The organism is Mycobacterium paraffinicum (assembly GCF_025822865.1).
Lineage (GTDB): Bacteria > Actinomycetota > Actinomycetes > Mycobacteriales > Mycobacteriaceae > Mycobacterium > Mycobacterium paraffinicum.
Genome location: NZ_JACKUR010000023.1, coordinates 306,046 through 332,145 on the forward strand (window position 1 = coordinate 306,046; position 26,100 = coordinate 332,145).

Consider the following 26,100-nt stretch of genomic DNA (forward strand, 5'->3'; position numbering starts at 1 on the left):
ACCGGCCGGCGCCGCTCCCGGGCCACTTGGGCGGCGCCGGGGCGCCATGCGGTAATACGGTTGGTCTATCTGCCGACTAGTGACGGCGCGTTGATCAGGAGGACCGACATGTGGGATCCAGATGTCTACCTGGCCTTTGCGGATCATCGCAGCCGGCCCTTCTACGACCTGCTGTCACGGGTGGGGGCCGAGCGGGCCCGGCGGGTCGTCGATCTCGGTTGCGGGCCCGGCCACCTGACCAAGTACCTGTCGCGGCGCTGGCCGGAAGCGGTGATCGAGGCGATGGATACCTCGCCGGAGATGGTCGCCGCGGCAAAGGAACGCGGCATCGACGCCGTCGTCGGCGACTTGCGGGACTGGAAACCCAAGCCCGATACCGACGTCGTGGTCAGCAACGCCGCCCTGCATTGGGTGCCCGAGCACGCCGATCTGCTGGTCCGCTGGGTGGACGAGCTGCCCGCCGGCTCGTGGATCGCCGTCCAGATTCCCGGCAACTTCGAGACGCCGTCACACGCCACGGTGCGGACATTGGCCCGGCGTGAGCCCTACGCAAAAGTGATGCGTGACATACCATTTCGTGTCGGTGCCGTGGTGCAACCGCCGATTCAGTACGCCAACCTGCTGCTGGACGCCGGATGCAGGGTCGACGTCTGGGAGACCACCTACCTGCACCAGTTGTCCGGTGACAATCCGGTGCTGGAATGGATCACCGGGACGGCGCTGGTTCCGGTGCGAGAGCGGCTGAGCGCCGAAGACTGGGAGCGATTCCGCGAGGAACTCATCCCGCTGCTCGACGACGCCTACCCGCCCCGCGCCGACGGCACGACGATCTTCCCGTTCCGGCGGGTGTTCATCGTCGCCGAGGTCGGCGGCTCGCGGCGCTCCGCCGGCTAACGGCTCGCTTCCTTCTCGATGCCCCGTTCGGCAGCTATCGCCGAACGGGAGGTCGGCTTCATCCGATGAATCTGCAGATACGTCTCGGTATAACGCGCCGAGATGCGGGTGCCGGCGAACTCCGACGGGATGACGTCACCGGTGCGCTGGCGCCAATCATGAAGCTGGACAGCCAAATCCGCCGCGATCTCGTCCGCACCCGCGACGTCACCGGCCAGCAGGTTGGTGGTCTCGGTGGGATCGGTGCGCAGATCGTAGAGTTCGCGCTCCGGGCGAGGGCCGGTGACGAACGGTGCCACCGCCACGCCGGACGGGCTCTCCTCGATATCCAACGGTAGGTCGAGCAGCGGCCGGGGCACGTAGTTCTCGATGTAGCTGTATTCCTTGGTGCGAATCGCGCGGATGGGATCGAAGGAGTCGTGATAGGTCTTCGTCGTGTACACGTGGTCCCGGACCGGGACGGTGTGCGGGTCCGGGGCGACCAGGGCGCGCGCGTGCGACACCCCGTCGACATCGTCGGGAACGTCGAGGCCCAGCAGGCCCAGCAGCGTCGGCAGCAGGTCCACGCCGCTGAACAGTTCGTCGTACACGTGCGGGGTCACGGCCCGGCCGGTGGGCGGCCGGATGATCATGCCGATGCCGGTTCCCGCGTCGTACAGCGTGGATTTCGCCCGGGGGAACGCCGGACCGTGATCGGTGAAGAACACCACCCAGGTGGTGGCGTCCAGCCCGGTTTCGGCCAGCGTGTCCAGCAGCCGGCCGACCGCGGCGTCGGCCGTCTCGATCGCCCCGTAGAAGCTGGCGAGGTCGCCGCGCACCTCGGGGGTGTCGGGTAGGTAGTCGGGCGGGTCGACCTCCGCGGTGTCCGCCGGCTGGTAGCGGTCCCGCGGATAGGGCCGGTGTGTCTCGAAGAAGCCGGCGGTCAACAGGAACGGCTGGGCCCCGAGATCCTCGGTGCCGTCACGCAACCAATCGCCCGCCTTGTCCACCACGTACTCGCAGTACGAGTTCGACACGTCGAACTCGTCGAAGCCCAGCCGCTGCGGGTAGGACGTCTCGTGCTGCATGCCGAAAAGCGCCGAGTACCAACCCGCGTCGGTCAATATCTGGGGGAGGGTGCGCACGCCGCTGCGGTATTCCCAGCCGTGGTGCGCCAGCCCGATGAGGCCGTTGGTCTGCGGGTAGCGGCCGGTGAACAGCGATCCGCGCGACGGCGAGCACAGCGGCGCGGTGGCGTGCGCCCTGGTGAACAGGATGCCCTCGGCGGCAAGGCGGTCCAGCCGGGGGCTGGAGACGTCCGGGTGGCCGTAGACGCCCAGATAACGCCCCAGGTCGTGCCAGTGCACGATCAGCACGTTGTCCTGTCGGTCGGCTGCTTCGCCCGGCGCCAATTGCGTCACCCTCTCCAATTTGCCCGCGACCGGCGACGATACCGCAGCTACTTGGGAGGACCCTCGGCGCGCCGACTCCAGCGGTTCTCGCAGACGAACTCCGAGAGCGGGCGGGCGACGGCCCAGCCGTCCAGTTCCAACGCGGGGCGGTCGGGGAATTCGGGCACCGGTCCCAGGCACAGAATGGCCACCGGCTCCGCCCCGGCGGGCATCTCGAGCAGGGCCCCCAACCGGTGCGGGTCGAACAGCGAAACCCAGCCCATGCCAAGGCCTTCGGAGCGCGCAGCCAGCCACAGATTCTGGATCGCGCACGACACCGAGGCGAGGTCCATCTGCGGTAGCGTCCGCCGGCCGAACACGTGCCGCTCCCGGTCGTCGCCCAGCGCCACCACCAGAAGCTCGGCGCATTCCAGGATGCCTTCGACTTTCAGCGCCAAAAACTCCTCGCCCCGCTCGCCCAGGGCCGCGGCGGTGAGCGGGCGCTCTTCGTCGACGAGCGCGTGGATGCGCCGCCGCAGCCCGTCATCGGTGATCCGGATGAAACGCCACGGCTGCATCAGGCCGACGCTGGGCGCCGCGTGGGCCGCCTGCAGCAGGCGGGACAGCACGTCCTCGGCCACCACGCCGGGTGAGAACCGGCGCATGTCCCGTCGTTCGGAGATCACCCGATAGACGGCCCGTCGCTCCTGCGGGCTGAAGCCCTGCTCGCTCACGGGAGTCATCGTAGGAAATCCGAGTTAGCGTGAACCCTGTCCGCAGCGCGGACCCGGCGAACACCCGAGAAAGGAGTGTGCCGTGAAGCCCTTGGACGCACTTGACCAGCTGCCCAGCGACCGCGCCGCCGGCCGCGTGTACGGCGAGCCCTATCAGACACCGGACGGCACCACCGTGATCCCCGTCGTCAAACCCCGCGGCGTCTTCGTCGTCCGCAACGGCGAGGCGTCCTGGACGCCCGCCGTGGACGGGAATCGAATCGCGCTGATCGGAGTGATGACCGGCCTACTGGCGGCGGTGATCGGCAGCCTCGCGGTGCTGCGGCAGCCGCCCTGGCCGCGGATGACCGTCACGGACTATAAGTAACGCCGACCGCGCGAAAGACGTAGTCGGGCGGCATGTCGAAGGCCAGCGACCGCCGCGGAAGGGCGCTGAGCACGTCGGCCGGAATCGCGACCTTGTAGTGCAGCGACAGTTCGCCGCTGAACTTCGGGTCGACCCGATTGACGTCGACGTCGACCTGCAGACCGGTCGACGATATTTCGACCTGCGCCGAACCGTTGTGGTCCGCGTCCCAGCGGACGTCGACGGTCGGGCCGGCCAGCCTGGGCAACATGGACAACGTGGCGAGCACCCGCTCGGAGCTGAACACCAGCGAACCCGTGTAGCCGGCGACGCTGTGCGGCAATCGCACGCCGGGGATGGCGCCGCGGAATCGCCGGGTCACCGGGACGTAGTCGGCAAGGTAAATAAGGCCTTCCGCCTCGACCTGCGCGTACACGTCGTCGGGCAGCTTGCCGATTCCGAACAACCTACGGACAAATACGGCCATGACGCCAGTATGGCCCGGGTCGGGCGGGGCCGTGGTCAGGCCGCCGGACGCTGCGCGGAGCGCAGCTGGTATCCGTGGGGGTATGACTCGAGCGCGGACCATGCCGGCCTTGTCCGTCGCCCTGGCCGCCGCGGCGGTGTACGCGCTTATGTGGGTGGGTTACTCGCAGGACTGGCACTGGCAGCAGCGCATGGACTGGTCACTGTTGGACGCCGCGCGCGACACCGCGGTCAAACACCCGTTCTGGGTGCGGTTCTGGGCGGACGTTTCCTTTGCGCTGGGCCCGGTCCCGCTGCGGGTGCTGGGCACGGTGGCGGCGGTCTCCGCCCTGGTCATGCGCAAGGTGCGGGCGGGGCTGCTGCTGTTGGCGTGTGCGCCGCTGAGCGGGCTGGTCACACTGGGAGCCAAGACGCTGGTGGACCGGCCGCGTCCGCCGACCATGCTGGTGGCCGCGGCCGAGACGTCGTTTCCGTCCGGGCACGCGCTGGAGGCGACGGCCGCGCTCCTCGCGGCGCTGTCCCTGGTGTTGCCGGCGATGAACCGGGCGGTGCGCCGCGGTGCGGTCGCGTTGGTCGCGCTGAGTGCGCTGGCGGTGGGGGTCTCGCGGGTGGCGCTGAACGTGCACTACCCGTCCGATGTGTTGGCGGGCTGGTCGCTGGGCTACCTGTATTTCCTGCTGTGTTTCACGGTGATTCGGCCACCGAGCCCGGCCTCCTCCCGAAAACCATGCGGCGCGGGGGATTTGGTCACGGCGCGGTGACCTAACCGGGTCTAAAGCTTTACTTGACCCCGCGCTGCGGGGGCTTGACGATAGAGGTCATGCGCCGACTGCTCGCTTCGCTGTCCGCTTCGGCGTGCGCAATTTTCGCGTCGCTGGCGCTGGCGCCGATGAGTGCCGCGGCGGGTGCCCCCTGGTTCGCGGACGCCGTCGGCAATGCCACACAGGTGGTTTCGGTGATGAGCACCGGCGGGTCGAACGCGACCATGGACATCTATCAGCGCTCCGCCGCCGGGTGGCAGGCGCTGCGCACCGGGATTCCCACCCATGTCGGTTCGGAGGGGATGGCACCCCAGGCCAAGAGCGGGGTGCCGGCCACTCCGATGGGCGTGTACACCCTGGATTCCGCCTTCGGCACCGCGCCGAACCCCGGTACCGGACTGCCGTATACCCAGGTGGGCGCCAATCACTGGTGGAGCGGCGACGACCACAGCCCCACCTTCAACTCCATGCAGGTGTGCCAGAAGGCGCAGTGCCCGTTCAACACCGCCGAAAGCGAGAATCTGCAAATCCCGCAGTACAAGCACGCGGTCGTGATGGGAGTCAACAAGAACAAGACCCCGGGCGGCGGCTCGGCGTTCTTCTTCCACACCACCGACGGGAAACCCACCGAGGGGTGCGTGGCCGTCGACGACGCTCAGCTGGTGTCGATCATGAAATGGCTGCGGCCCGGCGCGGTGATCGCCATCACCAAGTAGCGGGGGTCAGGCGTCGGTGGCCAGCGCGCGACCGGGCTTGAGCGTGAAGTTCATGCCCTCCAACGACATTGTGGCGTCGTAGGTTCGGTCGTAGCCGGTGCCGCTGATCTTCCAGCCGGCGTCGGTGCGCCGGTAGGTGTCGCGGTAGAAGGCCGCACCGATCAGCATGAAGTTCAAGTCGGCGACGATCACCCGGTCCTGCAGATACCAACTGCCCGTTGCCGTATCGCCGTCGACGACGATGTCCGGATGGGTCACCCGGTGCTCGGTGATGACGTTGGCGGGCAGCGACGTACGCATGTACTCGACCAGGTCGTCGCGGTTGGTGAAGTGCAACTCGTTGCCGATCGACGGCCCGTAGTCGGCCTTGATGTCCTCGGCCAGCGTGTCGGCGAAGTCGTCCCAGTGCTTGGTGTCCAGCGCGCGCAGATACCGGTACTTGACGTGCTTGATGGCCTCGATATCGGCCAGTTCGTCGAGGGTGAGGGTGCTCATCCGGTCATTGCAGCACACGGCGATGAGCCGCCTGCGCTCGCATCGAAGAGCCGTCGCCGAGACCTGAGCCACGGTCACCTCGTGCGGCGTGTCTCGTGCGTGGTTCAAGTGTCCCGGTGGCCCCGACCGTCGGACAGGTAGTGGGTGACCATGTCGATCAGGGCGCGCCGTTCCAGGCTCCAGTCGATGGCGGTCCCGGTGACCATCTGCGCCAGCACCACGCCCCGCAGCGTGGCCCAGATGACTTCGGCCACACCGGCATTCGCCGGATCGTCGGTGATCAGCCGGCCGAGCTGCCCGATGGCCGCGTTCATCTCCAGCAGATGGCGCCGGGGGGACTCGCCCGGCCCGCCGCGGGTCGCCCGCAGGATCTCGAACGCCGCCATCGACGTCGCGCTGCTGTAGCAGCTCCACGCGGTGTCGACGACCACCTCGATGCGCTTGCGCAGCGGCAACTCGCTGACATCGGCCGCCGACAGGCTCTCGATCAGCCGGTCCACCCCGTCGTCCACGACGGCCATCAACAGGCCATTGCGATCCCCGAAGTGATACTGGATGACGCCCCACGTCACACCCGCGCGTTCGGCGACGTGCTTGGCGGTCGCGGCGGCGAAGCCCTCCTCCGTGATGCAGCGGACCGTCTCGTCGATGATCTTCGCGCGCGTGTCGTCGCCGCGCTTGCGCGGCGCCGTGGTGCGCCGGGTGGGGCCAACCGAACCCCCGGCCTGACCTGCAGCAATCGACATTGTTGACTTTATAACATAGCCAAGTCTATTTTTGGGCCGTGAGCCGATCCCGTTACGCGCGGTTGACCCGCGAGCAGCTGGCCGCCCTGGTTCCCGAACTGCTCTTGATCGGGCAACTGATCGACCGCTCGGGCATGGCCTGGTGCATCAGCGCGTTCGGTCGCGACGAGATGGTGCAGATCGCCATCGAGGAGTGGGCGGGCGCCAGCCCCATCTACACCCGGCGCATGCAGCGGGCCCTCAACTTCGAGGGAAACGACGTGCCGACCATCTTCAAGGGGTTGCAGCTCGACATCGGCGCGCCACCGCAATTCATGGACTTCCGCTACACCTTGCACGACCGCTGGCACGGCGAATTCCAGCTCGACCACTGCGGCGCGCTGCTCGACGTGGAGCCGATGGGTGAGAAGTACGTGTTCGGGATGTGTCACACCATCGAGGACCCGACCTTCGACGCCACCGCGGTGGCGACCAACGCCCGCGCCCAGGTGCGCCCCATCCACCGGCCACCGCGGACACCGAAGGACCGCCAGCCGCACTGCGCGTGGACCGTCATCATCGACGAGTCCTACCCCGAGGCCCAGAGCATTCCCGCGTTGGACATCGTGCGCCAAACCCGAGCCGCCACATGGGAACTCGATCCGATCGACCGCTCCGGCGAGGGCAAAGCGGATTACTCCGGCCCGTTGCTGTCCGACTTCGACTTCGCCGGCTTCTCGCATTCGGCCCTGGTCCGAATGGCCGACGAGGTCTGTCTACAGATGCACCTGCTCTACCTGTCGTTCGCCATCGCGGTGACCGCCCGCGCCGCCGACGACGCCCAGGCCGTGTCGGTATGCACGCAAGGCCTGACCGGCATAGCGGGCGTGGCCGCCGAGCGCATTCACCGCGCGCTGGGGCTGCCGGGCGGCACCGAGGGCGTGTTGCAGGTGCTCGAACTGCACCCCCTGCTGAACCCCGCCGGCTATGTCTGCGCGGAGACGGCCAACCGGCTCGTGGTGCACCGCTCGCCGGCCCACGACGACGCCGCGTGGATCGCGCTGTGCTCACCCGAATCGGTGCAACCGCTGCAGGCGATCGCCACCGCCGTCGACCCGCACATCGAGGTCCGGGTCAGCGGCACGAACACCGACTGGACTGCGGAACTGGTCGAAACCGACGCCGCGGCCGCCGAACTGCCCGAGGTGTCGGTAACAAAGGTGAGCGGCGGAGCGACATTCCAGTTTGAGCCGAGACGATCGCTGCCGCTGACCGTGGTGTAAGCAACCGCGTCAATTTGTCAAGGGGTCAGCGGTACCACTTCGGTGACGAGGTGGCATCGAACGGATACCGATGATGTTGCAAGCCATCGGTTTTGGGCGTGTCCGCGGATATGGTTAACGCTGGCCACCGACCCCTATAGACGAAAGTTTTCGCTCTATGTACGACCCACTTGGGTTGTCGATCGGGACCACGAACCTGGTCGCTGCGCGCAACGAAAGTCCACCGGTCACCCGGCGTTCGGTGCTGACGCTTTACCCGCACTGCGCGCCGGAAATCGGTGTGTCCGAGGAGAATTCGTATCTCGCCGAGCCCGGCGTGATGATGAAGGGCTTCGTCGAGCGCATCGGTGAATCGGTGGCGCTGGTGTCCGCTGACGGGTCCGCGCACGACCCGGAACTGCTGACGGTGGAGGCCCTGGACGCGATGGTGCGCGCCGCCGGCGCGGACGCGTCGTGCTCGGAGATCTCCATTGCCGTGCCCGCGTACTGGAAACCCGTTACGGTGCAGGCGTTGCGCGACGGTCTGCGGACGCATCTGGGATTCGTTCGCAGTGGCATGGCGCCCCGGCTCGTCTCGGACGCGATCGCGTCGTTGACCGCGGTGAAGTCCGAGCTCGGCCTCCCCGACGAAGGTGTGGTGGGGCTGCTGGACTTCGGTGGCGGCGGTACGTCGGCCACGCTGGTTAATGTCGCGGGGGATTTCGAACTCGTCACCGCGACAATGCGTTACGCGGCCCTGTCCGGCAACGAAATCGACCAGGAGCTGCTGCTGCGGGTCTTCGAGGAACTGGGTCGCGGCAGCGGTATCGACCCGGGCAGCACGGCCGCCGTGGGGCAACTCGGTGACCTCAGGGAACAGTGCCGGCTGGCCAAGGAGCGGCTGTCCATCGACGTGGTCACCGAAATCGCGGCCCAGCTCGGTGAACGCAGCTGCAGCTTCACGCTCAAGCGCGACGATCTCGAAGACCTGATGGCCGATCGGCTGACCGGCTTCATCTACGCCTTCGACGACATGCTGGTGCGCTACCGCAAGAACTGGGCGGACCTGGCTGCGGTGGTGACCGTCGGCGGGGGCGCACACATTCCGCTTGTCGCTGAACGGCTTTCGGTGCACGGACGCATCCCGGTGCTGACGCCGTCGCAGCCCGCACTCGCCGCGGCGTGCGGCGCGCTGCTGCTGGCGTCCCGCGGTGACGAGCTGAGCCTGCGCACGCGGACGTCGATTGGCCTGCTCGCGTCCGCCAACGCCACCAATGAGGTCGTCGACCTCGGTGCCGGCGACGTGTTGGTGATCGACGACGAGGCGTTGACGGATCGCGAATTGGCGTGGTCGCAGACCGAATACCCCGGCGACGTGCGGTTGCGGTTCGGCGGCGAAACCTACGACGAAGACGGCCCGTCCGGTTGGTCGATGCGCCTGAACGTGATCGACCCGCCCCCGGACCGGCCTTGGCGCCGCCTTCGGTTGTCGCAGTTGATCATCGGCATGTCCGCCCTGGTGGCCATGACGGCCATCGGCGGCGTGGCCTACACGCTGACCGGCCTCGAAAACCGCCAGGCCCCGCCCGCGCCCAGCGTCGCGCCGCTGCCGGCGCCCCCGGCCAGCCCCCTGGTCCCGCGCCCCGTCGCGCCGCCACCTCCCACGGCCGTCCCGCCTCCGCCCAGCGCCGCGCCGGTGCCCAGTCCCGCGCCGCCACCGCCCGAACCGCCACCCTCACCGCCGCCGCCCCCGCCGGTGGTGGTCACCACTCAGGCGCCACCGGTCTGGACCCCGCGGCACACCGCCCCGCCGTCGACTCAGGCGCCGACCACGACGGCCATGACGACGCCCCCGCCGCCACCGTCGACCACGAGCGAAGAGCCGCCCCCGCCGTCGACCACCACGACCCCCACGACGACGGTGCCGATGACCACCGAGTGGATCCACGTTCCGCTGCTGCCGGTGCCGATTCCGATCCAGGTTCCGCAGACGCAGGCCCCGCAGACGCAGGCGCCGCAGTACACGCCATATCCGCAATATCCGCAGCAGTACCCGCAGTACCCCGGGAACTCCCAGAATCCCTTCCTGAGCCCGGGCTACTAGCCGCCCAGCCGCCAGAAGCGTCCCTGCTGAGCGCGCTCCAGGAGCGCGCCCGCGCCCGCGCGGGTAGTTTGGTGTCACCCGGTCGGGCGGGGTCTATCCGGTGGTGTCCTCATGGAGGATCCCGGAGCAAATCAGCGGACTGTGGAGGCGTACGTGGACATCGTGCTGGGGGTCTCGATGGCTCCCGAGACGGTCCGCCTGGTGGTCATCGAGGGCCAGAACGCCGACGGTGTCACCGTCGAACAGGACGAGTTCGAGGTCGCCGGCGGCGGGAATTCGGTGGCTGCCGGGGCGGTCGACCAAGTGCTTGCCGCGATCGACGGCACCCGGGAAGGCGCGCTCGCGGGCGGCTATCAATTGATGTCGACCGGAGTGACATGGACGGACCCCGCCGGCGTCGGCGCGCTGCGGGATGCGATGGGCCGCCACGGCATGGGCAACGTCATGCTGGTGTCCCCATTGCTGGCCGCGGCCGCACTGGCCCAGACGGTCGGGTCCGCCCTGGACTACGCGCACATCGCGATGCTGTTCGTCGAGCCCGGGACCGCGACCCTGGCGGTCGTCGACGTCACCGACGGTTCGATCGTCGACCTGCACCGCCAGCAGCTGGCGCATGGCCGGCAAGAGCCGCTCGCCGCCGAGTTGGCGACGATGGTCGCCGGTCTGGGTGCGCGGGGGGCCCGGGCGGACGGCGTCTTCCTGGTGGGCTGCGGTGCGGACATCGTGGCGGTCAAGCCCGCGCTCGAGGCGGCGACCCCGCTCGAGGTGACGGCCCCGGAGGAGCCGGAGATGGCGCTGGCCCGCGGAGCGGCGCTGGCGTCGGCGAACGCGCCGCTGTTCGCCTCGTCCACGGCGGCCCTGGCATACGCGCTCGACCCGGGCACCGGGGAAGTGAGTCCCCGACCGATCGGCCCGACCTACCTGGACGTCTGGGGCAACACGACCGCCGACGCGCTGGCCTACAGCGCCGTCGCCGACGAGGACGACGTGACCCCGCGCAGGCGCAGACCCATGTTCCTCGCCGGCAGCGCGCTGGCCGGGATCGCCGCCGTGGTGGCCGGCGTGGTGCTGTTTTCGCTGGGCTCCGATCGGCCGGGAGCCACCGCGCCGCAGAACCCGCGGGTCAGCGCCGCCACCCCGGCCAAGCAGGTGCCGGCCGCACCGCCGAGCGCGCCGCCGGCGGCGCAACCGCCCGCCCCCGCGCCGCCGCCCCCTGGCCCGACCGCGGTGGCCGCCCCGCAGCCGGCCCCGCCGGTGGCCGAGCAGCCGGCGCCCCAACCGCAGAAGCCGCCGCCGGCGGCACCGGTCTACCGCGCCCCGAGCCGGCCCGCCCCGCAGTACACGCCCCCGCCGGTCCAGCGGCCGGCTCCCGCGCCGGCCCCGGCGGCCCCGCCGCCTCCGCCGCCCGCCGCGCCCGCCCCGCCCGCGCAGCCCCCGGTCACGATGTACTTGCATTTCCCGTTCGTCACGGTGCCGATTCCCATCACCCCGCCGGCACCGCCTCCGCCCGCGCCATGAGGGCGTGGCGCACGACCGCGAGTGCGCGCACACTGGTCGGAGACGGCATGAGCGGCGAGGAGGTCGTGTGGGCGAATACGGTGCGTTCGGATTTGATCCCGACGAGTTCGATCGAGTGATCCGCGAGGGCAGCGAGGGGCTGCGCGACATGTTCGAGCGGGTCAGCAAGTTTGTCGCGGCGCCAGGAGCCCGGACCGGGTGGTCGTCGTTCTTCGAAGACCTATCGCGGCGCCCCCGCCAGCAGCCCGAAACCACTGGCGAGGCCGGCGACGGTGTCTGGGCCATCTACACGGTGGACGCCAACGGCGGCGCTCACGTCGAACAGGTTTATGCGACCGAGCTGGACGCGCTGCGGGCCAACAAGAACAACGTCGACCCCAAGCGCAAGGTGCGGTTCCTGCCGTACGGCATCGCGGTCAGCGTTCTCGACGACGATTCCCCCGACGAGGAACCCGGCGAGGAACCCGGCGAGCCTTCCTGAGTCTCAGCCCTGCTGGACGACGTTCGAATTTCCGGCGTTGCTGACCTTCGGCGTGCCCGAGTGGTAGGTGACCTTGTTGTTGAGGCCGGAGGCTTCGATGCTGTCGACGGCGTCGACTGTGACCTGATTCTGCATGCCCGACACGGCGAGCCTCGTGCAGTGGCCGGTGATCACCACCGTGTTCGACACCCCGAGGACGATGACGACGTTGTCGTTGCAGGCGATCGTCCGGTTCTCGCCGGCCCCGGAGACGCTGATGGTGTCGCCGGGCGCCGGGGCCGGTGACGTCGACGGCCTGGGCGTCTTGGTCCGCGTGGTCGGCGGGGCGGTGCCGCCCGGGGGGATGTCGGTGATGGTCGGCGGGGAGCTGATGATCGAGCGGACCCCGGAAAGCTGGTGTGCCGCGAAGGCGGCGATGCCGCCGGCGAGGGCCAGCATGCCGATGACGATGACCGTGCCCAGGATCCACCACATGCGGTTGCCCGAGGGGCGTTGCGGCGGGCCCGGGAACGGGCCGCCATAGCTCCACGGGGGCGTCGGCGGAGGGCCCGCCGGCCCGGGCGAATAAGCCTGGGCGGCGGGCTGCGCGCTACCCGCTTCGGATGCCCGCGCCGCGTCGGCGAGCGGGCGCTCGAGTTCCCGGATCCGCTCCTCCGGGTCGTCGTCTGCGGCCATTGGTTGAATATGCCATTCGCCCGGGTGATTTCGGGCGGTTCGGTAGTTTCTGCATCGTGCCCGAGTTGCCGAACCGTCAGGTGTTGTTGCGTCGCCGCCCCACGGGGCTTGTTCAGCCCGGCGACACCGAGCTGGTCACCACCGCGGCGCCCGAACCGGCGGAGGGGGAGGCGCTGCTGCGCACCACCTACGTAGGGATCGACGCCGCCGCCCGCACGTGGCTCGACGACCAGCCGAGCTACCTTCCGCCGGTGCAGCTGGGCGAGGTCATCCGCGCGGCCGGGATCGGCGAGGTGGTCACGTCGCGCTGCGATGCCTACGCCGTCGGCGACGTCGTCACCACGCTGACCGGCTTCTCGGAGTACGCGATCATCCGCGACGACGTGTTCAGCACGCCCATCCCGGGCGAGGACGACCAGCTGGCGATCATGTCGGTGTACGGGCCGACCGGCGCCACCGCCTATTTCGGGATGACCGACATCGGCCGGCCCAAGGCCGGGGAAACGGTCGTGGTCTCGGCGGCGGCGGGCGCCACCGGATCGGTGGCGGGCCAGATCGCCAAGATCGCCGGCGCCCGGGTGGTGGGCATCGCGGGCGGGCCGGAGAAGTGCCGGGCGGTGGTGGAGGACTTCGGGTTCGACGCGTGCATCGATTACAAGAACGACGACCTCGCGGCGGCGCTCAAGCAGCACTGCCCGCGGCGCGTCGATGTGTACTTCGACAACGTCGGCGGGCCGATCCTCGACGCGGTGCTGGGCCGCTTGGCCCCGCGAGCCCGCGTCGTCCTGTGCGGCGTCATCTCCAGCTACCTCACCGGCGAGCACCCGGGGCCGGCCAACTACGTGAACCTGCTGTCCAAGACCGCCTTGATGCAGGGGTTCAACGCGCTGGACCAGTGGGGCCGCTTCGACGAGGCGTTCGCCGCGCTCCGGCAGTGGGAGGCCGAGGGCCGGCTCAAGCACCGGGAAACCATCTTCGACGGCATCGAATCGTGCGTCGACGCCCTCAACGGCCTGTTCACCGGAGTCAACATCGGCAAGACGCTGGTCAAGCTCAGCGAACCGGCGTCCCGCTGAGCCGGCACCCTTCTCCGCACGGAAAAACTCGCCGCCACGGGCCGGGTGTGGGCTGCGCGGCACCCCGCCGCGTGGTTTCATAACACCGTTTGCAAAAGTTGCCTGGGGTGGCGGGCTTGGGTCGAAACACGGCTTTCACGATTGGTGGGTTGTAGATGGATCGTCGCAGCATGATGTTGATCTCGGGGCTCGGCATGCTGGGCGCTGCGATGCGCTTGCCGGGCGCCTGGGCCACCCCGCCGGCGCCGGAGGCGCCCCCGTCGGCCGGGCCCGGCGGCCCTTACATCTTCGCCGATGAGTTCGACGGGCCGGCGGGCTCGGCTCCCGATCCCGGCAAGTGGACGATCCAGACCTGGCAGGACGACGTCTTCCCGCCGGTCGAGGGCATCTATCGCGACGACCGCCAAAACGTGTTCCAGGACGGGCACTCCAACCTCGTCCTGTGCGCCACCCACGACCTGCTGAGCAACACCTATTACAGCGGCAAGCTGCGCGGCAACTTCCGGAGCATGATCAATCAGACGTGGGAAGCGCGGATCAAGCTCGACTGCCTGTATCCCGGCCTGTGGCCCTCGTTCTGGGGCGTCAACGAGGACCCGCTGCCCGACGGCGAGGTGGACATCTTCGAGTGGTACGGCAACGGGCAGTGGGCCCCGGGCACCACCGTCCACGCCGCGTCCAACGGCAAGACCTGGGAGGGTAAGTCCATTCCCGGTCTGGTCGACGGCGGCTGGCACACCTGGCGCATGCATTGGGGCGAAGAGGGTTTCGAGTTCTCGCGAGACGGCGCAGAGTACTTCAAGGTCCCCAACAAGCCCATCCACGTGGCCGGCGGGGCCCCCGACGACTTCCGGTGGCCGTTCAACATCCCCGGCTACTGGATGACGCCCATGTTCACCCTCGCGGTCGGCGGGGTGGGCGCCGGCGATCCGGCGGCGGGAACCTTCCCGGCGTCCATGCTCGTCGACTACATCCGCATCTGGTGATCACCGCGTCGCTTTGAACACCTGCACCAGGTTGAACTGCCAGCGCTCGACGAGCCGGAAGCCCAGATCGTGCGGCACCGCGAAGGCGGGGGTCGCCCCGTAGCGCGGGCCGGGCGGCAGCGCCGGCCCCCGATCGTGGGCGGGCATCGACTCGTCGGCCTGCGTGATGATCCAGACCACGCGGCAATGGCTGAGCGGCGCGGCGACCACCTCGGGGATCAGGTTGGTGTCGAAGACGTCGTTGCGGTCGGTCGCCCGCTGCCACAGCGTGAGGTCGATCAGCTTGCGGTAGGCATCGGGGCGCGCCGCCATCAGGGGGCGCATCGGGGCGGGCATGAATGTCACGGTGTCGTTCACCAGCAGGCAATCGCCCGGTGCCGCCTGGGCGGTGATCAGATCCGCCACCTGGCTGTAGTCCATCCCGTATTTGGCGTACGGGTTTCGCTGCACCAGAAGGTAATTCGGGGTGGCGGCGACAGCGAAAAGGGTGACGACGGCCGCCGTCAGCCAGGGCCGGGTGGCCACCGCGGCGGCGCAGACGCCCAGGATCAGCGCCAACCCCGGTGCCGTGAACGTCAGGTAGCGCGGGGTGTAGATCGAGTGCATCAGCGCCGAGTAGATCAGGATGGCCGCGGTCGGTAGGGCAAGCCACGCCACCGCGAGGGCCAGCAGCTGCCCATCGCCGCGCGTCAGCCGCGCGGACTTGCTGAGCCACAACGCAATAGCCCCCGCGATCACCAGCGCCGCCAGCACGGCGAACGGGGGGCTGCGCTCGAAGTACTGTTGCACCACGACGTCTTCCAGCGTCCGGCGACCGATCGGCGCGATCCAGCTGATTTGATGCGCCTGCCCGGCGACCGTCACCAAGAACGGCACCATGGCGCAGACCCCGGTGGTCGCCGCAATCGTGAATCGCAGCAAAACCCTTGGCGCACAACGGGACACGAGGAGCAGCGTGAAGTGCGCCCCGACCAGCAGTGCCAGGTACACGTCGAGCGCAATCGACGAGACCAGGGCGACGCCGTAGGCCGCCCACAGCCAACCGGAGTCGCGGCGTGCGGCGCGCACGAGCAACACCGTCAGCCACACGGCGACCATCATCGACAGTGCGTAGGGGCGCGCCTCGATGCCCGCCCACGTTGTTCGCGGCAAGACGGCACAGAAGACGCCCGAGGCCACCGCGACCGTGCGCGACGAGAGCTGCTTGCCGAGCACCACGATTCCCGCGGCGGCGCCCCCGACGGCCAGCGCACTCGGCGCGCGCGACCAGAACTCGGTGGGCGGGAAAACCTGAAACCAGGCGTGCATGAGCAGGTAGTACAGGCCGTGCACGGCGTCGACGTTGCCCAGCATCCGCCACAACTGGGCGAGGGAACGACTGTATGCGGCCGAAATCGTGGCGGCCTCGTCGTACCAGAAAGACGGGCGGCCCGCGCCGCCCATGCTCAGCGCGACGGCGAGCACCCCGACCAGCAGCGGGTCCAGCCCGGCCGGCGGGCGGCGAAGCGGGTTCCGCACGTCGCTATGGTGCCAGAAGCAGATCCCCGGACCGTCGCTGGTCGACTACCTCCGGGTCTAGTTGAGCAACCAGACGTGCCAGAACCCGTCGGAGCCCAGGCGGCAGTCCCAATGGGTGTAGAGGTGGTCGTTGTGCGTGATCTCCACGTGCGGGGCATCGGCCTCGCAACCGGACTGGCTCGAGTAGTTGCCTTCGACCTCTACTTCGTCGGCACTGGCCACACCCACCCCGGTGTTGAGCAGCCCGGCAAACGCCAATAGGCCGGCGGCGCAAGCCATCTTCATCTGGACCTCCCCTTCGTAGCTGAGCCGACTATCGATCGGCCCGGGTGAGGGATCGAAAATGGGGAATCCGGCAAACGTCCGCCATTCGAACGTATGATCGATCGATGGGGCAGTTCGCGTCCATCGGGTACAACGGCCAACCGGTCCGGAGCCCGTTCCGCGTGGTGCGTCCCCCGATCACGGTCCTGGTGGACCTGACGGTGCTCTTCCCGCGCGAGCCACACCGCTCCGGCCGGTATCAGCCCAACGGGCTGCAGCTGCACAAGGTCGTCGAGGGGCTGCTCAGCTGCTGGGGCCTCTGCGAGCAGGGCGACTGGTGGGGGCTGGTGACCTACCCGGTCGCCTACGGCTCTCAGCGCAAAACCGTGACGCACTGGGTGCCCGCCTGGACGTTGCGCCGAAAGGCGTTCTGAGGGCGGCGCTTACGCCGGACCCCTGCGGCCGGGTCGGGCCAATGCGATGATGGCTGCCCGTGGACGCAAGTTGGGGTTCGGTACTGACCAAGCTCATCGCGCTGGCGGCCGTCATCGCGCTCTCACCGATCACGGTCGTTCCGGCGGTGCTGGTCTTACACGCCCCCCGGCCGCGGCCGACCAGTCTGGCCTTCCTCGCCGGATGGGTGCTGGGCCTGGCCGCCCTCACCGCGGTGTTCGTCAGCGGCTCGGCGCTGCTCGGCGGCCTGCACAGGGCCCCACCGACGTGGGCGTCGTGGGTGCGGGTGGCGCTGGGGTCGGCGCTGATCGGGTTGGGCGCCTACCAGTGGCTGACCCGGCATCGTCATGGCAGCATGCCGCGCTGGATGCGGTCGTTCTCCACGCTCAGCCCGCCACGCGCCGGGCTGACCGGCGCGGTGCTGGTGGTGCTGCGACCCGAGGTGCTGATCATGTGCGCGGCGGCCGGCTTGGCCATCGGCAGCAGCAGCCTCAGCGCGCCCGGCGAGCTGGCCGCCGGGGCGTTGTTTCTCGTCATCGCCGCGTCCACGGTCGCCATCCCGATCCTGGCCTATGTCGGCGCCGGCGACCGGCTCGACGATGCGCTGGAACGCCTCAAAGGGTGGATGGAGGAAAACCACGCCACCCTGCTCGCCGTCATCCTGGTCCTGATCGGTTTGATGGTGCTCTACAACGGGATTCGCGCCCTGTAGATTGCTGCCCATGGCAGGTAGCTGGGGCACCGTGCTCACGGGGCTCGTTCCGCTTGGGCTGGTCATCTCGCTGTCGCCGCTCACCGTCATCCCGGCGGTGCTGGTGCTGCAGGCGCCGCGGCCGCGGCCCAGCGGCCTGGCGTTTCTGAGCGGCTGGGCGCTGACCCTCGCCGCGCTGACGGCGCTTTCCGTCGCCGCCTCCCACCTGCTGGGCGGCCTGGACAAGTCGCCGCCGCGGTGGTCGTCGTGGCTGCGCGTGGTGCTGGGTTCGGCGCTGATCGTGTACGGCATCTACAAATGGCTCAAGCGGCACGGCCACGCCGAATCGCCGGCCTGGATGCGCTCGTTCGCGACCATCACCCCGGCCCGGGCCGGGCTCATGGGGGCGGTGCTGGCCGTGGTGCGGCCGGACGTGGTGCTCATCTGCATCCCGGCCGGCCTGGGCATCGGCACCGCCGGGCTCGGCCTCGTCGGTGACTGGGTGGCCGCCGCGTTCTTCGTCGCCATCGCGGCGTCAAGCGTCGCGATCCCGATACTGGCCTACGCGGCGGCCGGTAGCCGTCTCGACGACACGCTCGCAAAGCTCAAAGACTGGATGGACCGCAACAACGCCGCTCTGCTCGCGGCGGTCCTGGTCCTGATCGGTGCGATGGTGCTCTACCACGGAATCGACGCCCTATAGCCGCCGTCGGTCAGGCCGGCCTCCTCCTCGAGCCGGTTGATCGCGCCGAAGGCGTATTCGCGGACCAGCTCCCGGCCGTAGTCCCGCAGCATGCCCACGTAGCCCTTCGCCGCCCACTGCCGGCAGTGACGCTCCTCGTGGTGCAGCACCCGGTCCAGGTCGAGCCGGCTCTGCACCGGCCCGCCGTCGGCGTGCACGTACCAGGCGCGCCCGGACTCGATGATGCGGCGAAGCCACCCGGCGGGGTCGGTGACGGCGCCCATGTTGACCATGAAGATGTCGCCCCACGTGGTGCCGGCCCGCCGGCAGAACTGCCGTTGGATCCAGTTGCCACCCAGGCCCATGAGGATGCCGTTGGGCGTCGTCACCAGGCGCCCGCCGTTGCGGTCGACGAACCCGACGTCGCGGGCGTAGGTCCAGCTATTTGCCTTCTGCCGCAACATGATCCGGGTGATTTCCGCCGCGCTGTAGGGTGTCGGGCGGAAATCGGTGCGCCACGCCCGGTTGCTGCCGTAGCCGGTGCCCGCGTTGAGGATGTAGGTGTTCAGCACCGCCGCGCGGGCGTCGTCACCGCTGGTGCCCCGGGGCAGCAGGAAGAAGGTTTTGCCGGCCGGATCCTTGATCTCGGCCAGCCGCCCGAGCGATCGAAAGGTGTCCGGGGTGATGGCGTGCCGCCGGGCGATCTCCGCGACGACGTCCGGGGCCACGCCCTGCCGCGCGGCGTTGTGCCGCCATGCCTCGAAGTAGCCCGGTGCGTCCATGTCCGCCAACCAATTTAGGGTGTAGCGAATGAACTGGCGGCCCAGGCGACGCGCGCGCGGCATCGAACAGATCACCCAGGGGCTCGGCACCCTTGACCGGGAGATCTTCGACGCGATCGCCGAGACCGACACCCCGCTGCTGGACATGGTCATGCCGCCGCTGACCCGGGCGGCCGACAACTCGAAGCTGTGGTTCGCCATCGCCGCCGCCATGATGGCCTCGGGCAAGCCGAGCGTCCAGCGCGGAGCGACGCGCGGTGTCGTGACCCTCGCGGCCACCAGCCTGGTCACCAACCAGGTGGCCAAACGCATCCGCCGCCGCCCGCGTCCCGGGTACGAATTGGTGCCGCTGGTCAGGCAGGTCCGCCGCCGGCCGACGTCGAACTCCTTCCCGTCGGGCCACTCGGCCAGCGCGGCCGCGTTCGCCGTGGGGGTCGGTTTGGAGAATCCGATGCTGGGCTTCGGGCTGGCGCTGCTGGCGGGGCTGGTCGGGCTGTCGCGGGTGGCGACCGGCGCGCACTACCCGGGCGACGTCGTCGCCGGCTTCGGCATCGGGGCGGGCCTGGCGGTGCTGGGCGGTCGGCTCGTCCCGCCGATCGTCGAGACCGCCCTGCCCAAGACCGAACCGCTGCGGGTCGAGACGCCCGAACGGCCCGACGGTTCCGGGGTGGTGCTGGTGATCAATCCCGAATCGGGCAGCGGCACCGGCGCCCGCGTCGTCGACGAGGTACGCGAGGCGCTGCCGAAGGCGGACATTCGTGAACTGGGCCCCGACGACGACCCTGCAGAGGTCTTGCGCGACGCGGCCGCGAGCGCCGAGGTGCTTGCGGTCGGCGGCGGCGACGGCACGGTGGCGGCCGCGGCGGGGGTGGCCATCGAGGCCGGGCTGCCGCTGGCGGTGTTTCCCGCCGGCACGTTCAACCACTTCGCGAAGGACATCGGCTGCGACACGGTGGCCAAGACGGTCGACGCGATCCGCCGCGGCAGCGTGTCGTGCGTGGACCTGGTGTGCCTCAACGAAAGCCAGATGGTCCTCAACACGGCGAGCATTGGGGCCTATCCGACTTTCGTGCAGCAGCGCGAGAAGCTGGAGAAGCGCATCGGCAAGCCGCTGGCTGGTCTGTACGCGATGGTGCACACGCTGCGTAACGACCAGCCCGTCCGGATCTCGTACGACAACAAGACGCTGCTGACGTCGCTGTTCTTCCTCGGCAACTCGCTGTACCTGCCGACCGGGTTCGCCCCGTCGCGGCGGACCCGGATGGACGACGGCCTGATCGATGTCCGCATGCTCGACGCGGGCCGGCGGTGGTCGCGGACCAGGATCCTGACCGCGCTCGCGCTGGGGCGGCTGGAGCGCAGCCCGCTCTATCACGAGCTGCAGGTGCCCGAATTCAGCTTCGTCGCGGTCGACGGCCCGACGGTCATCGCGTGTGACGGCGAGGTCGGCGACGAATACGACAAGGCCAGCTTCACCGCCAAATACCGGGTGCTTCCGGTGTTTCGCCCCTGCGCCTAGGCCCCCTCGGTCAAGTCCCGCACCTGCGCGTAACGCTCCAGCACCTCGGGCGCGGGGTCGGCGGTGTATTCGTCGGTCCGCGGCGGGTTCCACCCGGGCGGTCGTGGCGATCCGCTCAGCGCCCACGCCGCCTGCCGCGCGGCGCCCAACGCGACGTACTCGGCGGGCGCCGGCGCCAGCACGGGCACGCCGAACACCGCGGGGGCGATCTCGCGCAGCGCCCGCGATCGGGCGCCGCCGCCGATCAGCAGGATGCGGCGCGTGATGACGCCGTGTGCGGCGAGGTGGGCCAGGCCGTCGGCCAGCGCGCACAGCAGCCCCTCCACGGCGGCCCTGGCCAGGTTGGCCGGCGTCGCGTTCGCGACCCGCAGGCCGTGGATCGCGCCGGAGGCATTGGGGCGGTTGGGCGTTCGCTCACCCGCCAGGTAGGGCACCAGGACCAGCCCCGCGCTGCCGGGCGGTGCCGCCAGCGCGAGCTCCGACAGCTGGTCGTGATCGACCCCCAGCATCGCGGCGGCCGCGTCCAGCACCCGCGCGCCGTTGAGGGTGCACACCAGCGGGAGGTAGCGCCCGGTGCCGTCGGCGAATCCCGCGACGAAGCCGGCGTCGTCGCGGACCGGGTCGGCGGTGACCGCGGCCACCACCCCCGACGTCCCGACGGAGACGATGACGTCCCCCTCTTCGGCGCCGAGGCCCAGCGCCGCGGCCGCGTTGTCCCCGAGGCCCGCACCGAATGTCGTTGTGCCACTGACGGTTGCGCCAGAGGGGCCCAGCACGGTGGGGAGCCGCGGGCGGCGGCCGCGCAGGCCCAGCTCCAGCAGGTCGACGCGGTAGTCTCCGCTCGCGGCGTCGTAGTAACCGGTGCCGCTGGCGTCGCTGCGATCGGTGGTCAGCGCCGCGATGTCGGTGTCACCGCGCAATCGCCACGTCAACCAGTCGTGCGGCAGGCAGACGGCCGCCGTGCGGTCCGCGTGCCGCGGCTCGTGGTCGGCGAGCCAGCGCAGCTTGGCCACCGTGATCGCGGCCAGCGGCACGACGCCGACGGCTTGCGCCCATGCGTGTGGGCCGCCGAGTTCGTCGACGAGCGCGCGCGCCGCGTCGGCCGAACGCACGTCGTTCCACAGCAGCGCGGGCCGCACCACCGCGCCCGTCTCGTCGAGGCACACCATGCCGTGCTGCTGCGCGCCGACGGCGACGGCCTCGACGCCGTCCAGTCCCCCCGCGGCGGCGATCGCCTCCCGGGCCGCGGCTTCCCATGCGGCCGGGTCGATTTCGGTGCCGTCGGGATGCGCGGCGGTGCCCTCGCGGACCACCCTGCCCGTGCCGGCGTCGCAGATCAGCACCTTGCAGGACTGCGTCGACGAGTCGATGCCGGCGACCAGCGTCATTCGCCGGCCCCGACGAGCGCCCGCAACGTGGCGCGCGCACCGTGCCGGTGCAGCGAATCCAGCGCCCACAGGTAGGGCTCGAGGAAGCGGGGTTGGTCGACGAGGTCACCGAACACCGCACGGTTGGCGAGAAACGCGGCCGGATCCTCGCGCTGGGAGCGGGCGATCGGGACGAGCGTGTCGGCGAGCCGGTCCACCACCTTGATCGGCTGGCCGCCCTCGTCGACGCCCTCGGCGTAGCGCGCCCAGCTGGCGACGATCGCCGCGGCCAGCCGCACCGGGCCGCCGCGCCGCAGATTGTCGGCGACCACCGGCAGCAGCCACTTCGGGATGCGGTCGGACGAGTCGGCGCACAACCTGGCGACGGTGTCGCGCACGTAGGCGTTGGCGAAGCGGGGGATGAGCCCGGCTTTGAAGTCGGTCAGCCCCGGGACGCGCACCAAGGTCGGCATCGCCTCGGATTCCAGGTAGCGGTCCAGGAATTCGGCGATCAGTGGGTCCTGGGCGGCCTCGTGCACCAGCCGATAGCCGGCCAGGTAGGCGAAGTAACACAGGCCCTGATGGCTGGCGTTGAGCAGCCGCAGCTTCATCGCCTCGTACGGCGACACGTCGTCGACCAGTTGGACGCCAGCCTGGTCCAGCGGGGGCCGGCCGTCGGCGAAACGGTCCTCGAGGACCCACATGGCGAACGGCTCGGCGACCACCGGCCACGCGTCCTGCACGCCGAATTCGGAGTCCAGCCGGGCGATCACGTCGGGAGTGGTGACCGGCGTGATGCGGTCCACCATCGAGTTGGGAAACGTGGTGTGCTCGCACATCCACTGCGCGAGTGCGGGATCGAGCCGCTCGGCGCTTGACATGAACGCGTGCCGGGCCACGCTCCCGTTCTCGACGATGTTGTCGCACGAGACGATCGTGGGGGAGGGCAGGCCCTGTTTCCGCCGCCGGTTCAGTCCCTGGGCCACCAGGGGGAACACGTCGCTCAGCGGCGGGCGGTAGCCGCCTTCGGTGATGGTGAGAGAGACGATTCGGGTCGCGGGGGTGGCGAGCAGTTCGATTACGGCTTCGGGATCCTCTGGCGCGTAACGGAAGTCGACGATCGAGCCGATGACCTGCGGCTGCCGGGTGCCGTCGGGATGTTCGAGGACCAACGTGTATAGGTAGTCCTGGGCGCGTAGCACGTCGCGCATGCGCCGGTCGCCCGGCAGCACGCCGACGCCGCAGATTCCCCAGTCCCGGGCCAGCCCAGCGCTGAGCAACCTGTCGACGTACATGGCCTGGTGGGAGCGGTGGAAGCCGCCGACGCCGAAATGCACGATGCCGACGCCGATTTGGCTGCGATCGTAGGCCGGGACGGGGATGTTGAGGGCGCTCAGGTTGCGCGCGCTCAGCTCCATTCCCGGAACTTAGCTCACCGCTAAGCGTTAGGGCACAGATCGCGCAAGGCAAAAATCACGACGTCCGCGGCCTGGCGACCGTTGATCCCGCCGGTGCCCTGATCGGCGTCCGAACGTTGGATCGCCAGGCCCTCCAGCTGTTGCGGGGAGGCGCCCCAGGACAGCTGCTGGCACAGGTCCGCGCCCATCTGCAGCAGCGCTTCATCGCCGCCGTTGACGGCGTGAATGCCGGCGTTGTGCAGGTCATTGATGAAGGCAGCCCCGTCGGCCCGCGCCGGGCTGGCCCAGCCGATCCCCGCGGCCAGAAGGGGGCCACCTGCGAGGGCTGCGCCCATGAACCGGCCATAGGGCCGCTGTGCTGCCATCCGTGTTTCTCCTTCGTGCCGTGCCCGATCGCCGATGATGCACTTTTACACGAAAACACCGCCAAACACGGTGCGGAAGATGGATCCCGATGATGAATTGTCGGCAAAGACCGATGGCCGGCCGGCAGGACTTCGCTTAGGCGTCCGGGCACAGATCCCGCAAGGCGGCCTCGATGACGGCGTCGGCCTGCTGCGGGGTGATCCCGTTGGCGCCCTGCCTGCTGTCGGAGCGTTGCACCGCCAGGCCCTCGATCTGCGACGGTGGAGCGCCCCACGACAGTTGCTGGCAGACGCTCAGGCCCATCTGGACCAGTGCCGGGTCACCGCCGCTGACCGCGTGGATGCCGGCTTTGTGCAGGTCGTTGACGAAAGTGGTGGTGTCAGCCCGTGCCGGGCCGGCCGACATCACCCCGGCGACCAAGAGTGAGCCCCCCACCAGCGCTGTGCTCATGAATCGGCCGCAGAGCCGCTGTGCAGTCATGGCTCCTTCTCCCTGTGTGTGTTAACCCCTTAGTTGCCTATTGTTCACCTTTATAGAACCTCCAGTACATCTCGTGTCACCGAAAATTCCCTGTGAATGAGCTGCGCAAAATTTGGCTCAGCGCTACCGCCGCTCGTCTCGGCAACGGCCCCTCACTCGTGACGCCCTTGTGACGTCACCATTTGGAAACGGCGCGGTGCGGCGCGTCCGGCGTTTCATGACGCGTGACGACAATTGGCTCGTCGTCGAAAGACGGCTATGCGGTTCTGCTGCACCAGATGGTTATGTGAGCGCGAATAAAGGAGAGTCGACGCTGATGGCGATCGTCGATCGGTTCAACATCAAAGTAGTTGCCAGCCTTGGGTTGTGCGGAGCCGCACTTGCACTGAGCCCGGATGCGGCGGCCGCTCCCCTGAAGACCGGGGGCTACGCCTGCATCCAGGGGCAGGCCGGCGAGGCCGGCGCGCCGTTGGCCGGCGGACCCGGTGCCGTCGGTGCCGGTGGGGCCGCGGCCGCGGGCGGCGCGCCGACCGCGGAGGTCTGCACGGCCAGCGCGCCACTGACCGACATGGCGGGCGTCCCCCTGGCCGTGCCGGGGCCGCTGCCGGTGGGTGCTCCGCTGCCGGTGCCGTTGGGCGGACCGTTGCCGTTGCCGCTGGGTGCGCCCCTGCCGCTCGGTGCGCCGTTGCCGATCGCTCCGGTGGTTCCCGCCGGCGCTCCGCTGGTGGCCCTCGGTGGGCTGGCGGCCGGTGCCCCCCTCGACGCGGCCGCCGGTGCCCCACTCATCGACATGTCCGGGGTCAAGGACGCTCCCACGGGGCCGGCGCCGAGCGGCGGACCCCAACCCGGTCAGCCCGTCGCCCCCGGTCCTTCGGGCGCGCACTGATCACCCTCTCGACCGACAAGGACCCGCTGGCCGCCGCCAGCGGGTCCTTTCGTATGGGTGCTTCAGTCGTCGAGCGTGAAGCTAGTTTTACGGTCGACCGTGAGCGTGAAACTAACTTCACACTCGGGCGAGGGGCCGAGCGCAGAGGGGCCGAGCGCAGAGGGGCCGAGCCCAGCGAAAAGGCCTTGCGCTCAGGGTGATTGAGTGGGGCCCTCCTCAGGAAGGAGGCCGCTCCCAGAGGTCCTGCTTGACGATCACCGGGTCGCCGACATTGACCGTGTTGTAGTACCACTCGGCGTCTTCGGGGCTGAGGCTGATGCAGCCGTGGCTGACATTCTCCAGCCCCAGTGACTGGACAGCCCATGGAGCGGAGTGCACGAACAGGCCGCGGTTGGTGATCCGGACGGCGTAATCGACATTGAGCATGTAACCGTTGGGGTCGTCGACGGGAATGCCGACACTGCTCGAATCCATAAGCACCGAGCGGTCTTTCGACAAGACGGTGTAGTTGCCGACCGGTGTCGGAAACTCGGGCCTGCCCATCGACGCGGGCAGCATGCCCTCTTCGCCGAAGTGGGGTCGGTGGTGCGGAGTGGGCGGTGGGGTCGCGTCGACTCCGTCGACGCTCACCTTGAAAGTGTGGTCGGTGATGTTGGCGACGCCGACGACCTTCGGTCCGGTTTTGAATTCCGTGGACCGGCCGTCGACCGCCAGCGCCACCGTGCTGTGCGCCGGCCAGTAGTGGTCCGGAGTCCACTGCACGACCTTGTTGTCGAGCCATTCGAATTTGCCGGTCATCGCGGGCGTCGACTTGACTGCGATGGCGCGTTCGGCGGCGTGCCGGTTGGCGACCGGTGCGTCGAACGACACCACCACGGGGTGCGCCACGCCCACCGTCGCGTCCCGCGCCGGCAGGACCGACGCGACGGTGAAGTCGTGCGGCTGGTTCGCCGCCGCCATGCTGGTGCCAGTCGGCCCCGCAACCACACCCGCAGCGACCCCAACCACCGCAAGAACACACCGAACGTCCGCCCGCATGGCTCCG

General features: G+C 69.5%; 29 protein-coding genes. 15 read left to right on the plus strand and 14 right to left on the minus strand.

What is annotated here, in order from left to right; translation table 11 throughout:
- Positions 1 to 108 precede the first annotated feature (108 nt).
- Positions 109 to 894: a trans-aconitate 2-methyltransferase gene (locus H7J89_RS13615; RefSeq protein ID WP_264044208.1), complete on the plus strand. Its 786-nt coding sequence runs from the start codon at positions 109 to 111 to the stop codon at positions 892 to 894.
- On the opposite strand, the gene H7J89_RS13620 is transcribed toward H7J89_RS13615, so the two are convergent.
- Positions 891 to 2,294: a sulfatase family protein gene (locus H7J89_RS13620; protein WP_264044209.1), complete on the minus strand. Its 1,404-nt coding sequence runs from the start codon at positions 2,292 to 2,294 to the stop codon at positions 891 to 893. The genes H7J89_RS13615 and H7J89_RS13620 overlap by 4 nt on opposite strands.
- Positions 2,295 to 2,332: 38 nt before the next feature.
- A complete protein-coding gene (gene bluB, locus H7J89_RS13625) occupies positions 2,333 to 3,007 on the minus strand; it encodes a 5,6-dimethylbenzimidazole synthase (protein ID WP_264044210.1) in 675 nt (224 codons plus the stop codon).
- A 73-nt stretch (positions 3,008 to 3,080) separates the two neighbouring features.
- On the opposite strand from bluB, the gene H7J89_RS13630 reads away from it, so the two are divergent.
- Complete coding sequence (locus tag H7J89_RS13630) at positions 3,081 to 3,365, plus strand: hypothetical protein (RefSeq protein ID WP_264044211.1); 285 nt, start codon at positions 3,081 to 3,083, stop codon at positions 3,363 to 3,365.
- Here H7J89_RS13630 and H7J89_RS13635 read toward each other — a convergent pair.
- Positions 3,349 to 3,831, minus strand: a complete 483-nt coding sequence (locus H7J89_RS13635) for a mitochondrial porin family protein (RefSeq protein ID WP_264044212.1) — start codon at positions 3,829 to 3,831, stop codon at positions 3,349 to 3,351. The genes H7J89_RS13630 and H7J89_RS13635 overlap by 17 nt on opposite strands.
- A gap of 82 nt (positions 3,832 to 3,913) precedes the next feature.
- Between H7J89_RS13635 and H7J89_RS13640 the strand changes: the two genes are divergently transcribed.
- Both H7J89_RS13640 and H7J89_RS13645 read left to right on the plus strand, forming a co-directional pair.
- Positions 3,914 to 4,591, plus strand: a complete 678-nt coding sequence (locus H7J89_RS13640) for a phosphatase PAP2 family protein (protein ID WP_264044213.1) — start codon at positions 3,914 to 3,916, stop codon at positions 4,589 to 4,591.
- Positions 4,592 to 4,650: 59 nt separating this feature from the next.
- Positions 4,651 to 5,307, plus strand: coding sequence for a L,D-transpeptidase family protein (locus H7J89_RS13645; protein ID WP_264044214.1), 657 nt, complete (start codon positions 4,651 to 4,653; stop codon positions 5,305 to 5,307).
- A 6-nt stretch (positions 5,308 to 5,313) separates the two neighbouring features.
- Here H7J89_RS13645 and H7J89_RS13650 read toward each other — a convergent pair whose 3' ends face one another.
- Together H7J89_RS13650 and H7J89_RS13655 are read right to left on the minus strand one after the other, a co-directional pair.
- The gene (locus tag H7J89_RS13650) at positions 5,314 to 5,802 is read right to left on the minus strand and encodes a nuclear transport factor 2 family protein (protein ID WP_264044215.1); all 489 of its coding nucleotides are present in this window, start codon (positions 5,800 to 5,802) and stop codon (positions 5,314 to 5,316) included.
- 104 nt (positions 5,803 to 5,906) lie between these two features.
- Positions 5,907 to 6,548 (minus strand): TetR/AcrR family transcriptional regulator, encoded by a 642-nt coding sequence (locus tag H7J89_RS13655; protein WP_264044216.1) that lies wholly within the window; start codon positions 6,546 to 6,548, stop codon positions 5,907 to 5,909.
- A gap of 38 nt (positions 6,549 to 6,586) precedes the next feature.
- On the opposite strand from H7J89_RS13655, the gene H7J89_RS13660 reads away from it, so the two are divergent.
- The 4 genes from H7J89_RS13660 (at position 6,587) to H7J89_RS13675 (ending at position 11,892) form a co-directional block, all read left to right on the plus strand.
- Positions 6,587 to 7,810, plus strand: a complete 1,224-nt coding sequence (locus tag H7J89_RS13660; RefSeq protein WP_264044217.1) for a hypothetical protein — start codon at positions 6,587 to 6,589, stop codon at positions 7,808 to 7,810.
- A 157-nt stretch (positions 7,811 to 7,967) separates the two neighbouring features.
- Positions 7,968 to 9,893 (plus strand): Hsp70 family protein, encoded by a 1,926-nt coding sequence (locus H7J89_RS13665; RefSeq protein ID WP_264044218.1) that lies wholly within the window; start codon positions 7,968 to 7,970, stop codon positions 9,891 to 9,893.
- Between the two features lie 153 nt (positions 9,894 to 10,046).
- Complete coding sequence (locus tag H7J89_RS13670) at positions 10,047 to 11,411, plus strand: DUF7159 family protein (protein ID WP_264044277.1); 1,365 nt, start codon at positions 10,047 to 10,049, stop codon at positions 11,409 to 11,411.
- A gap of 67 nt (positions 11,412 to 11,478) precedes the next feature.
- Positions 11,479 to 11,892 carry an Rv0313 family protein gene (locus tag H7J89_RS13675; RefSeq protein ID WP_264044219.1) on the plus strand — a complete coding sequence of 138 codons (414 nt, stop codon included), beginning with the start codon at positions 11,479 to 11,481 and terminating at the stop codon, positions 11,890 to 11,892.
- A gap of 3 nt (positions 11,893 to 11,895) precedes the next feature.
- Here the strand turns inward: H7J89_RS13675 and H7J89_RS13680 are convergent, their stop codons facing one another.
- Positions 11,896 to 12,567, minus strand: a complete 672-nt coding sequence (locus tag H7J89_RS13680) for a DUF3060 domain-containing protein (protein WP_264044220.1) — start codon at positions 12,565 to 12,567, stop codon at positions 11,896 to 11,898.
- A 56-nt stretch (positions 12,568 to 12,623) separates the two neighbouring features.
- Between H7J89_RS13680 and H7J89_RS13685 the strand changes: the two genes are divergently transcribed.
- Both H7J89_RS13685 and H7J89_RS13690 read left to right on the plus strand, forming a co-directional pair.
- Positions 12,624 to 13,643, plus strand: a complete 1,020-nt coding sequence (locus H7J89_RS13685; protein ID WP_264044221.1) for an NADP-dependent oxidoreductase — start codon at positions 12,624 to 12,626, stop codon at positions 13,641 to 13,643.
- A 155-nt stretch (positions 13,644 to 13,798) separates the two neighbouring features.
- Positions 13,799 to 14,629 carry a glycoside hydrolase family 16 protein gene (locus H7J89_RS13690; protein ID WP_067745461.1) on the plus strand — a complete coding sequence of 277 codons (831 nt, stop codon included), beginning with the start codon at positions 13,799 to 13,801 and terminating at the stop codon, positions 14,627 to 14,629.
- Here the strand turns inward: H7J89_RS13690 and H7J89_RS13695 are convergent, their stop codons facing one another.
- Together H7J89_RS13695 and H7J89_RS13700 are read right to left on the minus strand one after the other, a co-directional pair.
- Positions 14,630 to 16,072, minus strand: coding sequence for a glycosyltransferase family 39 protein (locus H7J89_RS13695; RefSeq protein WP_264044278.1), 1,443 nt, complete (start codon positions 16,070 to 16,072; stop codon positions 14,630 to 14,632).
- Positions 16,073 to 16,204: 132 nt separating this feature from the next.
- The gene (locus H7J89_RS13700) at positions 16,205 to 16,432 is read right to left on the minus strand and encodes a hypothetical protein (protein WP_264044222.1); all 228 of its coding nucleotides are present in this window, start codon (positions 16,430 to 16,432) and stop codon (positions 16,205 to 16,207) included.
- A 104-nt stretch (positions 16,433 to 16,536) separates the two neighbouring features.
- Here H7J89_RS13700 and H7J89_RS13705 point away from each other — a divergent pair, with 104 nt between their 5' ends.
- The 3 genes from H7J89_RS13705 to H7J89_RS13715 are packed head-to-tail and all read left to right on the plus strand — an operon-like array spanning position 16,537 to position 18,258.
- A complete protein-coding gene (locus tag H7J89_RS13705) occupies positions 16,537 to 16,845 on the plus strand; it encodes a hypothetical protein (protein WP_264044223.1) in 309 nt (102 codons plus the stop codon).
- Between the two features lie 59 nt (positions 16,846 to 16,904).
- Positions 16,905 to 17,576 (plus strand): GAP family protein, encoded by a 672-nt coding sequence (locus tag H7J89_RS13710; RefSeq protein WP_264044224.1) that lies wholly within the window; start codon positions 16,905 to 16,907, stop codon positions 17,574 to 17,576.
- Between the two features lie 10 nt (positions 17,577 to 17,586).
- On the plus strand, positions 17,587 to 18,258 hold the full coding sequence (locus H7J89_RS13715; protein ID WP_264044225.1) for a GAP family protein: 672 nt from the start codon (positions 17,587 to 17,589) through the stop codon (positions 18,256 to 18,258).
- On the opposite strand, the gene H7J89_RS13720 is transcribed toward H7J89_RS13715, so the two are convergent.
- Positions 18,234 to 19,019, minus strand: coding sequence for a hypothetical protein (locus tag H7J89_RS13720; protein WP_264044279.1), 786 nt, complete (start codon positions 19,017 to 19,019; stop codon positions 18,234 to 18,236). The two genes, H7J89_RS13715 and H7J89_RS13720, sit on opposite strands and share 25 nt — an antisense overlap.
- Before the next feature lie 28 nt (positions 19,020 to 19,047).
- Here H7J89_RS13720 and H7J89_RS13725 point away from each other — a divergent pair, with 28 nt between their 5' ends.
- Positions 19,048 to 20,538 (plus strand): bifunctional phosphatase PAP2/diacylglycerol kinase family protein, encoded by a 1,491-nt coding sequence (locus H7J89_RS13725; protein ID WP_264044226.1) that lies wholly within the window; start codon positions 19,048 to 19,050, stop codon positions 20,536 to 20,538.
- Here the strand turns inward: H7J89_RS13725 and H7J89_RS13730 are convergent.
- The 4 genes from H7J89_RS13730 to H7J89_RS13745 all read right to left on the minus strand — a co-directional run bounded on the left by H7J89_RS13730 (position 20,535) and on the right by H7J89_RS13745 (position 24,169).
- Complete coding sequence (locus H7J89_RS13730; protein ID WP_264044227.1) at positions 20,535 to 21,926, minus strand: FGGY family carbohydrate kinase; 1,392 nt, start codon at positions 21,924 to 21,926, stop codon at positions 20,535 to 20,537. The two genes, H7J89_RS13725 and H7J89_RS13730, sit on opposite strands and share 4 nt — an antisense overlap.
- The gene (locus H7J89_RS13735; protein ID WP_264044228.1) at positions 21,923 to 23,323 is read right to left on the minus strand and encodes a mannitol dehydrogenase family protein; all 1,401 of its coding nucleotides are present in this window, start codon (positions 23,321 to 23,323) and stop codon (positions 21,923 to 21,925) included. Before H7J89_RS13735 ends, H7J89_RS13730 begins: the two co-directional genes overlap by 4 nt.
- Before the next feature lie 20 nt (positions 23,324 to 23,343).
- Positions 23,344 to 23,688: a DUF732 domain-containing protein gene (locus tag H7J89_RS13740; protein ID WP_425563455.1), complete on the minus strand. Its 345-nt coding sequence runs from the start codon at positions 23,686 to 23,688 to the stop codon at positions 23,344 to 23,346.
- Between the two features lie 136 nt (positions 23,689 to 23,824).
- Positions 23,825 to 24,169, minus strand: coding sequence for a DUF732 domain-containing protein (locus H7J89_RS13745; protein ID WP_264044229.1), 345 nt, complete (start codon positions 24,167 to 24,169; stop codon positions 23,825 to 23,827).
- A 316-nt stretch (positions 24,170 to 24,485) separates the two neighbouring features.
- On the opposite strand from H7J89_RS13745, the gene H7J89_RS13750 reads away from it, so the two are divergent.
- Positions 24,486 to 25,055, plus strand: coding sequence for a hypothetical protein (locus H7J89_RS13750; protein WP_264044230.1), 570 nt, complete (start codon positions 24,486 to 24,488; stop codon positions 25,053 to 25,055).
- Positions 25,056 to 25,271: 216 nt separating this feature from the next.
- Here the strand turns inward: H7J89_RS13750 and H7J89_RS13755 are convergent, their stop codons facing one another.
- Positions 25,272 to 26,093: a L,D-transpeptidase gene (locus tag H7J89_RS13755; RefSeq protein WP_264044231.1), complete on the minus strand. Its 822-nt coding sequence runs from the start codon at positions 26,091 to 26,093 to the stop codon at positions 25,272 to 25,274.
- Positions 26,094 to 26,100: the final 7 nt, after the last annotated feature.

Excerpts from the sequence above, each read along its gene's own strand:
- H7J89_RS13615 (WP_264044208.1), top strand. The coding sequence starts at position 109 with ATGTGGGATCCAGATGTCTACCTGGCCTTTGCGGATCATCGCAGCCGG.
- bluB (WP_264044210.1), bottom strand. The coding sequence starts at position 3,007 with ATGACTCCCGTGAGCGAGCAGGGCTTCAGCCCGCAGGAGCGACGGGCC.
- H7J89_RS13635 (WP_264044212.1), bottom strand. The coding sequence starts at position 3,831 with ATGGCCGTATTTGTCCGTAGGTTGTTCGGAATCGGCAAGCTGCCCGAC.
- H7J89_RS13640 (WP_264044213.1), top strand. The coding sequence starts at position 3,914 with ATGACTCGAGCGCGGACCATGCCGGCCTTGTCCGTCGCCCTGGCCGCC.
- H7J89_RS13645 (WP_264044214.1), top strand. The coding sequence starts at position 4,651 with ATGCGCCGACTGCTCGCTTCGCTGTCCGCTTCGGCGTGCGCAATTTTC.
- H7J89_RS13650 (WP_264044215.1), bottom strand. The coding sequence starts at position 5,802 with ATGAGCACCCTCACCCTCGACGAACTGGCCGATATCGAGGCCATCAAG.
- H7J89_RS13655 (WP_264044216.1), bottom strand. The coding sequence starts at position 6,548 with ATGTCGATTGCTGCAGGTCAGGCCGGGGGTTCGGTTGGCCCCACCCGG.
- H7J89_RS13665 (WP_264044218.1), top strand. The coding sequence starts at position 7,968 with ATGTACGACCCACTTGGGTTGTCGATCGGGACCACGAACCTGGTCGCT.
- H7J89_RS13680 (WP_264044220.1), bottom strand. The coding sequence starts at position 12,567 with ATGGCCGCAGACGACGACCCGGAGGAGCGGATCCGGGAACTCGAGCGC.
- H7J89_RS13690 (WP_067745461.1), top strand. The coding sequence starts at position 13,799 with ATGGATCGTCGCAGCATGATGTTGATCTCGGGGCTCGGCATGCTGGGC.
- H7J89_RS13695 (WP_264044278.1), bottom strand. The coding sequence starts at position 16,072 with ATGGGCGGCGCGGGCCGCCCGTCTTTCTGGTACGACGAGGCCGCCACG.
- H7J89_RS13700 (WP_264044222.1), bottom strand. The coding sequence starts at position 16,432 with ATGAAGATGGCTTGCGCCGCCGGCCTATTGGCGTTTGCCGGGCTGCTC.
- H7J89_RS13705 (WP_264044223.1), top strand. The coding sequence starts at position 16,537 with ATGGGGCAGTTCGCGTCCATCGGGTACAACGGCCAACCGGTCCGGAGC.
- H7J89_RS13715 (WP_264044225.1), top strand. The coding sequence starts at position 17,587 with ATGGCAGGTAGCTGGGGCACCGTGCTCACGGGGCTCGTTCCGCTTGGG.
- H7J89_RS13720 (WP_264044279.1), bottom strand. The coding sequence starts at position 19,019 with ATGGACGCACCGGGCTACTTCGAGGCATGGCGGCACAACGCCGCGCGG.
- H7J89_RS13725 (WP_264044226.1), top strand. The coding sequence starts at position 19,048 with ATGAACTGGCGGCCCAGGCGACGCGCGCGCGGCATCGAACAGATCACC.
- H7J89_RS13730 (WP_264044227.1), bottom strand. The coding sequence starts at position 21,926 with ATGACGCTGGTCGCCGGCATCGACTCGTCGACGCAGTCCTGCAAGGTG.
- H7J89_RS13735 (WP_264044228.1), bottom strand. The coding sequence starts at position 23,323 with ATGGAGCTGAGCGCGCGCAACCTGAGCGCCCTCAACATCCCCGTCCCG.
- H7J89_RS13740 (WP_425563455.1), bottom strand. The coding sequence starts at position 23,688 with ATGGCAGCACAGCGGCCCTATGGCCGGTTCATGGGCGCAGCCCTCGCA.
- H7J89_RS13745 (WP_264044229.1), bottom strand. The coding sequence starts at position 24,169 with ATGACTGCACAGCGGCTCTGCGGCCGATTCATGAGCACAGCGCTGGTG.
- H7J89_RS13750 (WP_264044230.1), top strand. The coding sequence starts at position 24,486 with ATGGCGATCGTCGATCGGTTCAACATCAAAGTAGTTGCCAGCCTTGGG.
- H7J89_RS13755 (WP_264044231.1), bottom strand. The coding sequence starts at position 26,093 with ATGCGGGCGGACGTTCGGTGTGTTCTTGCGGTGGTTGGGGTCGCTGCG.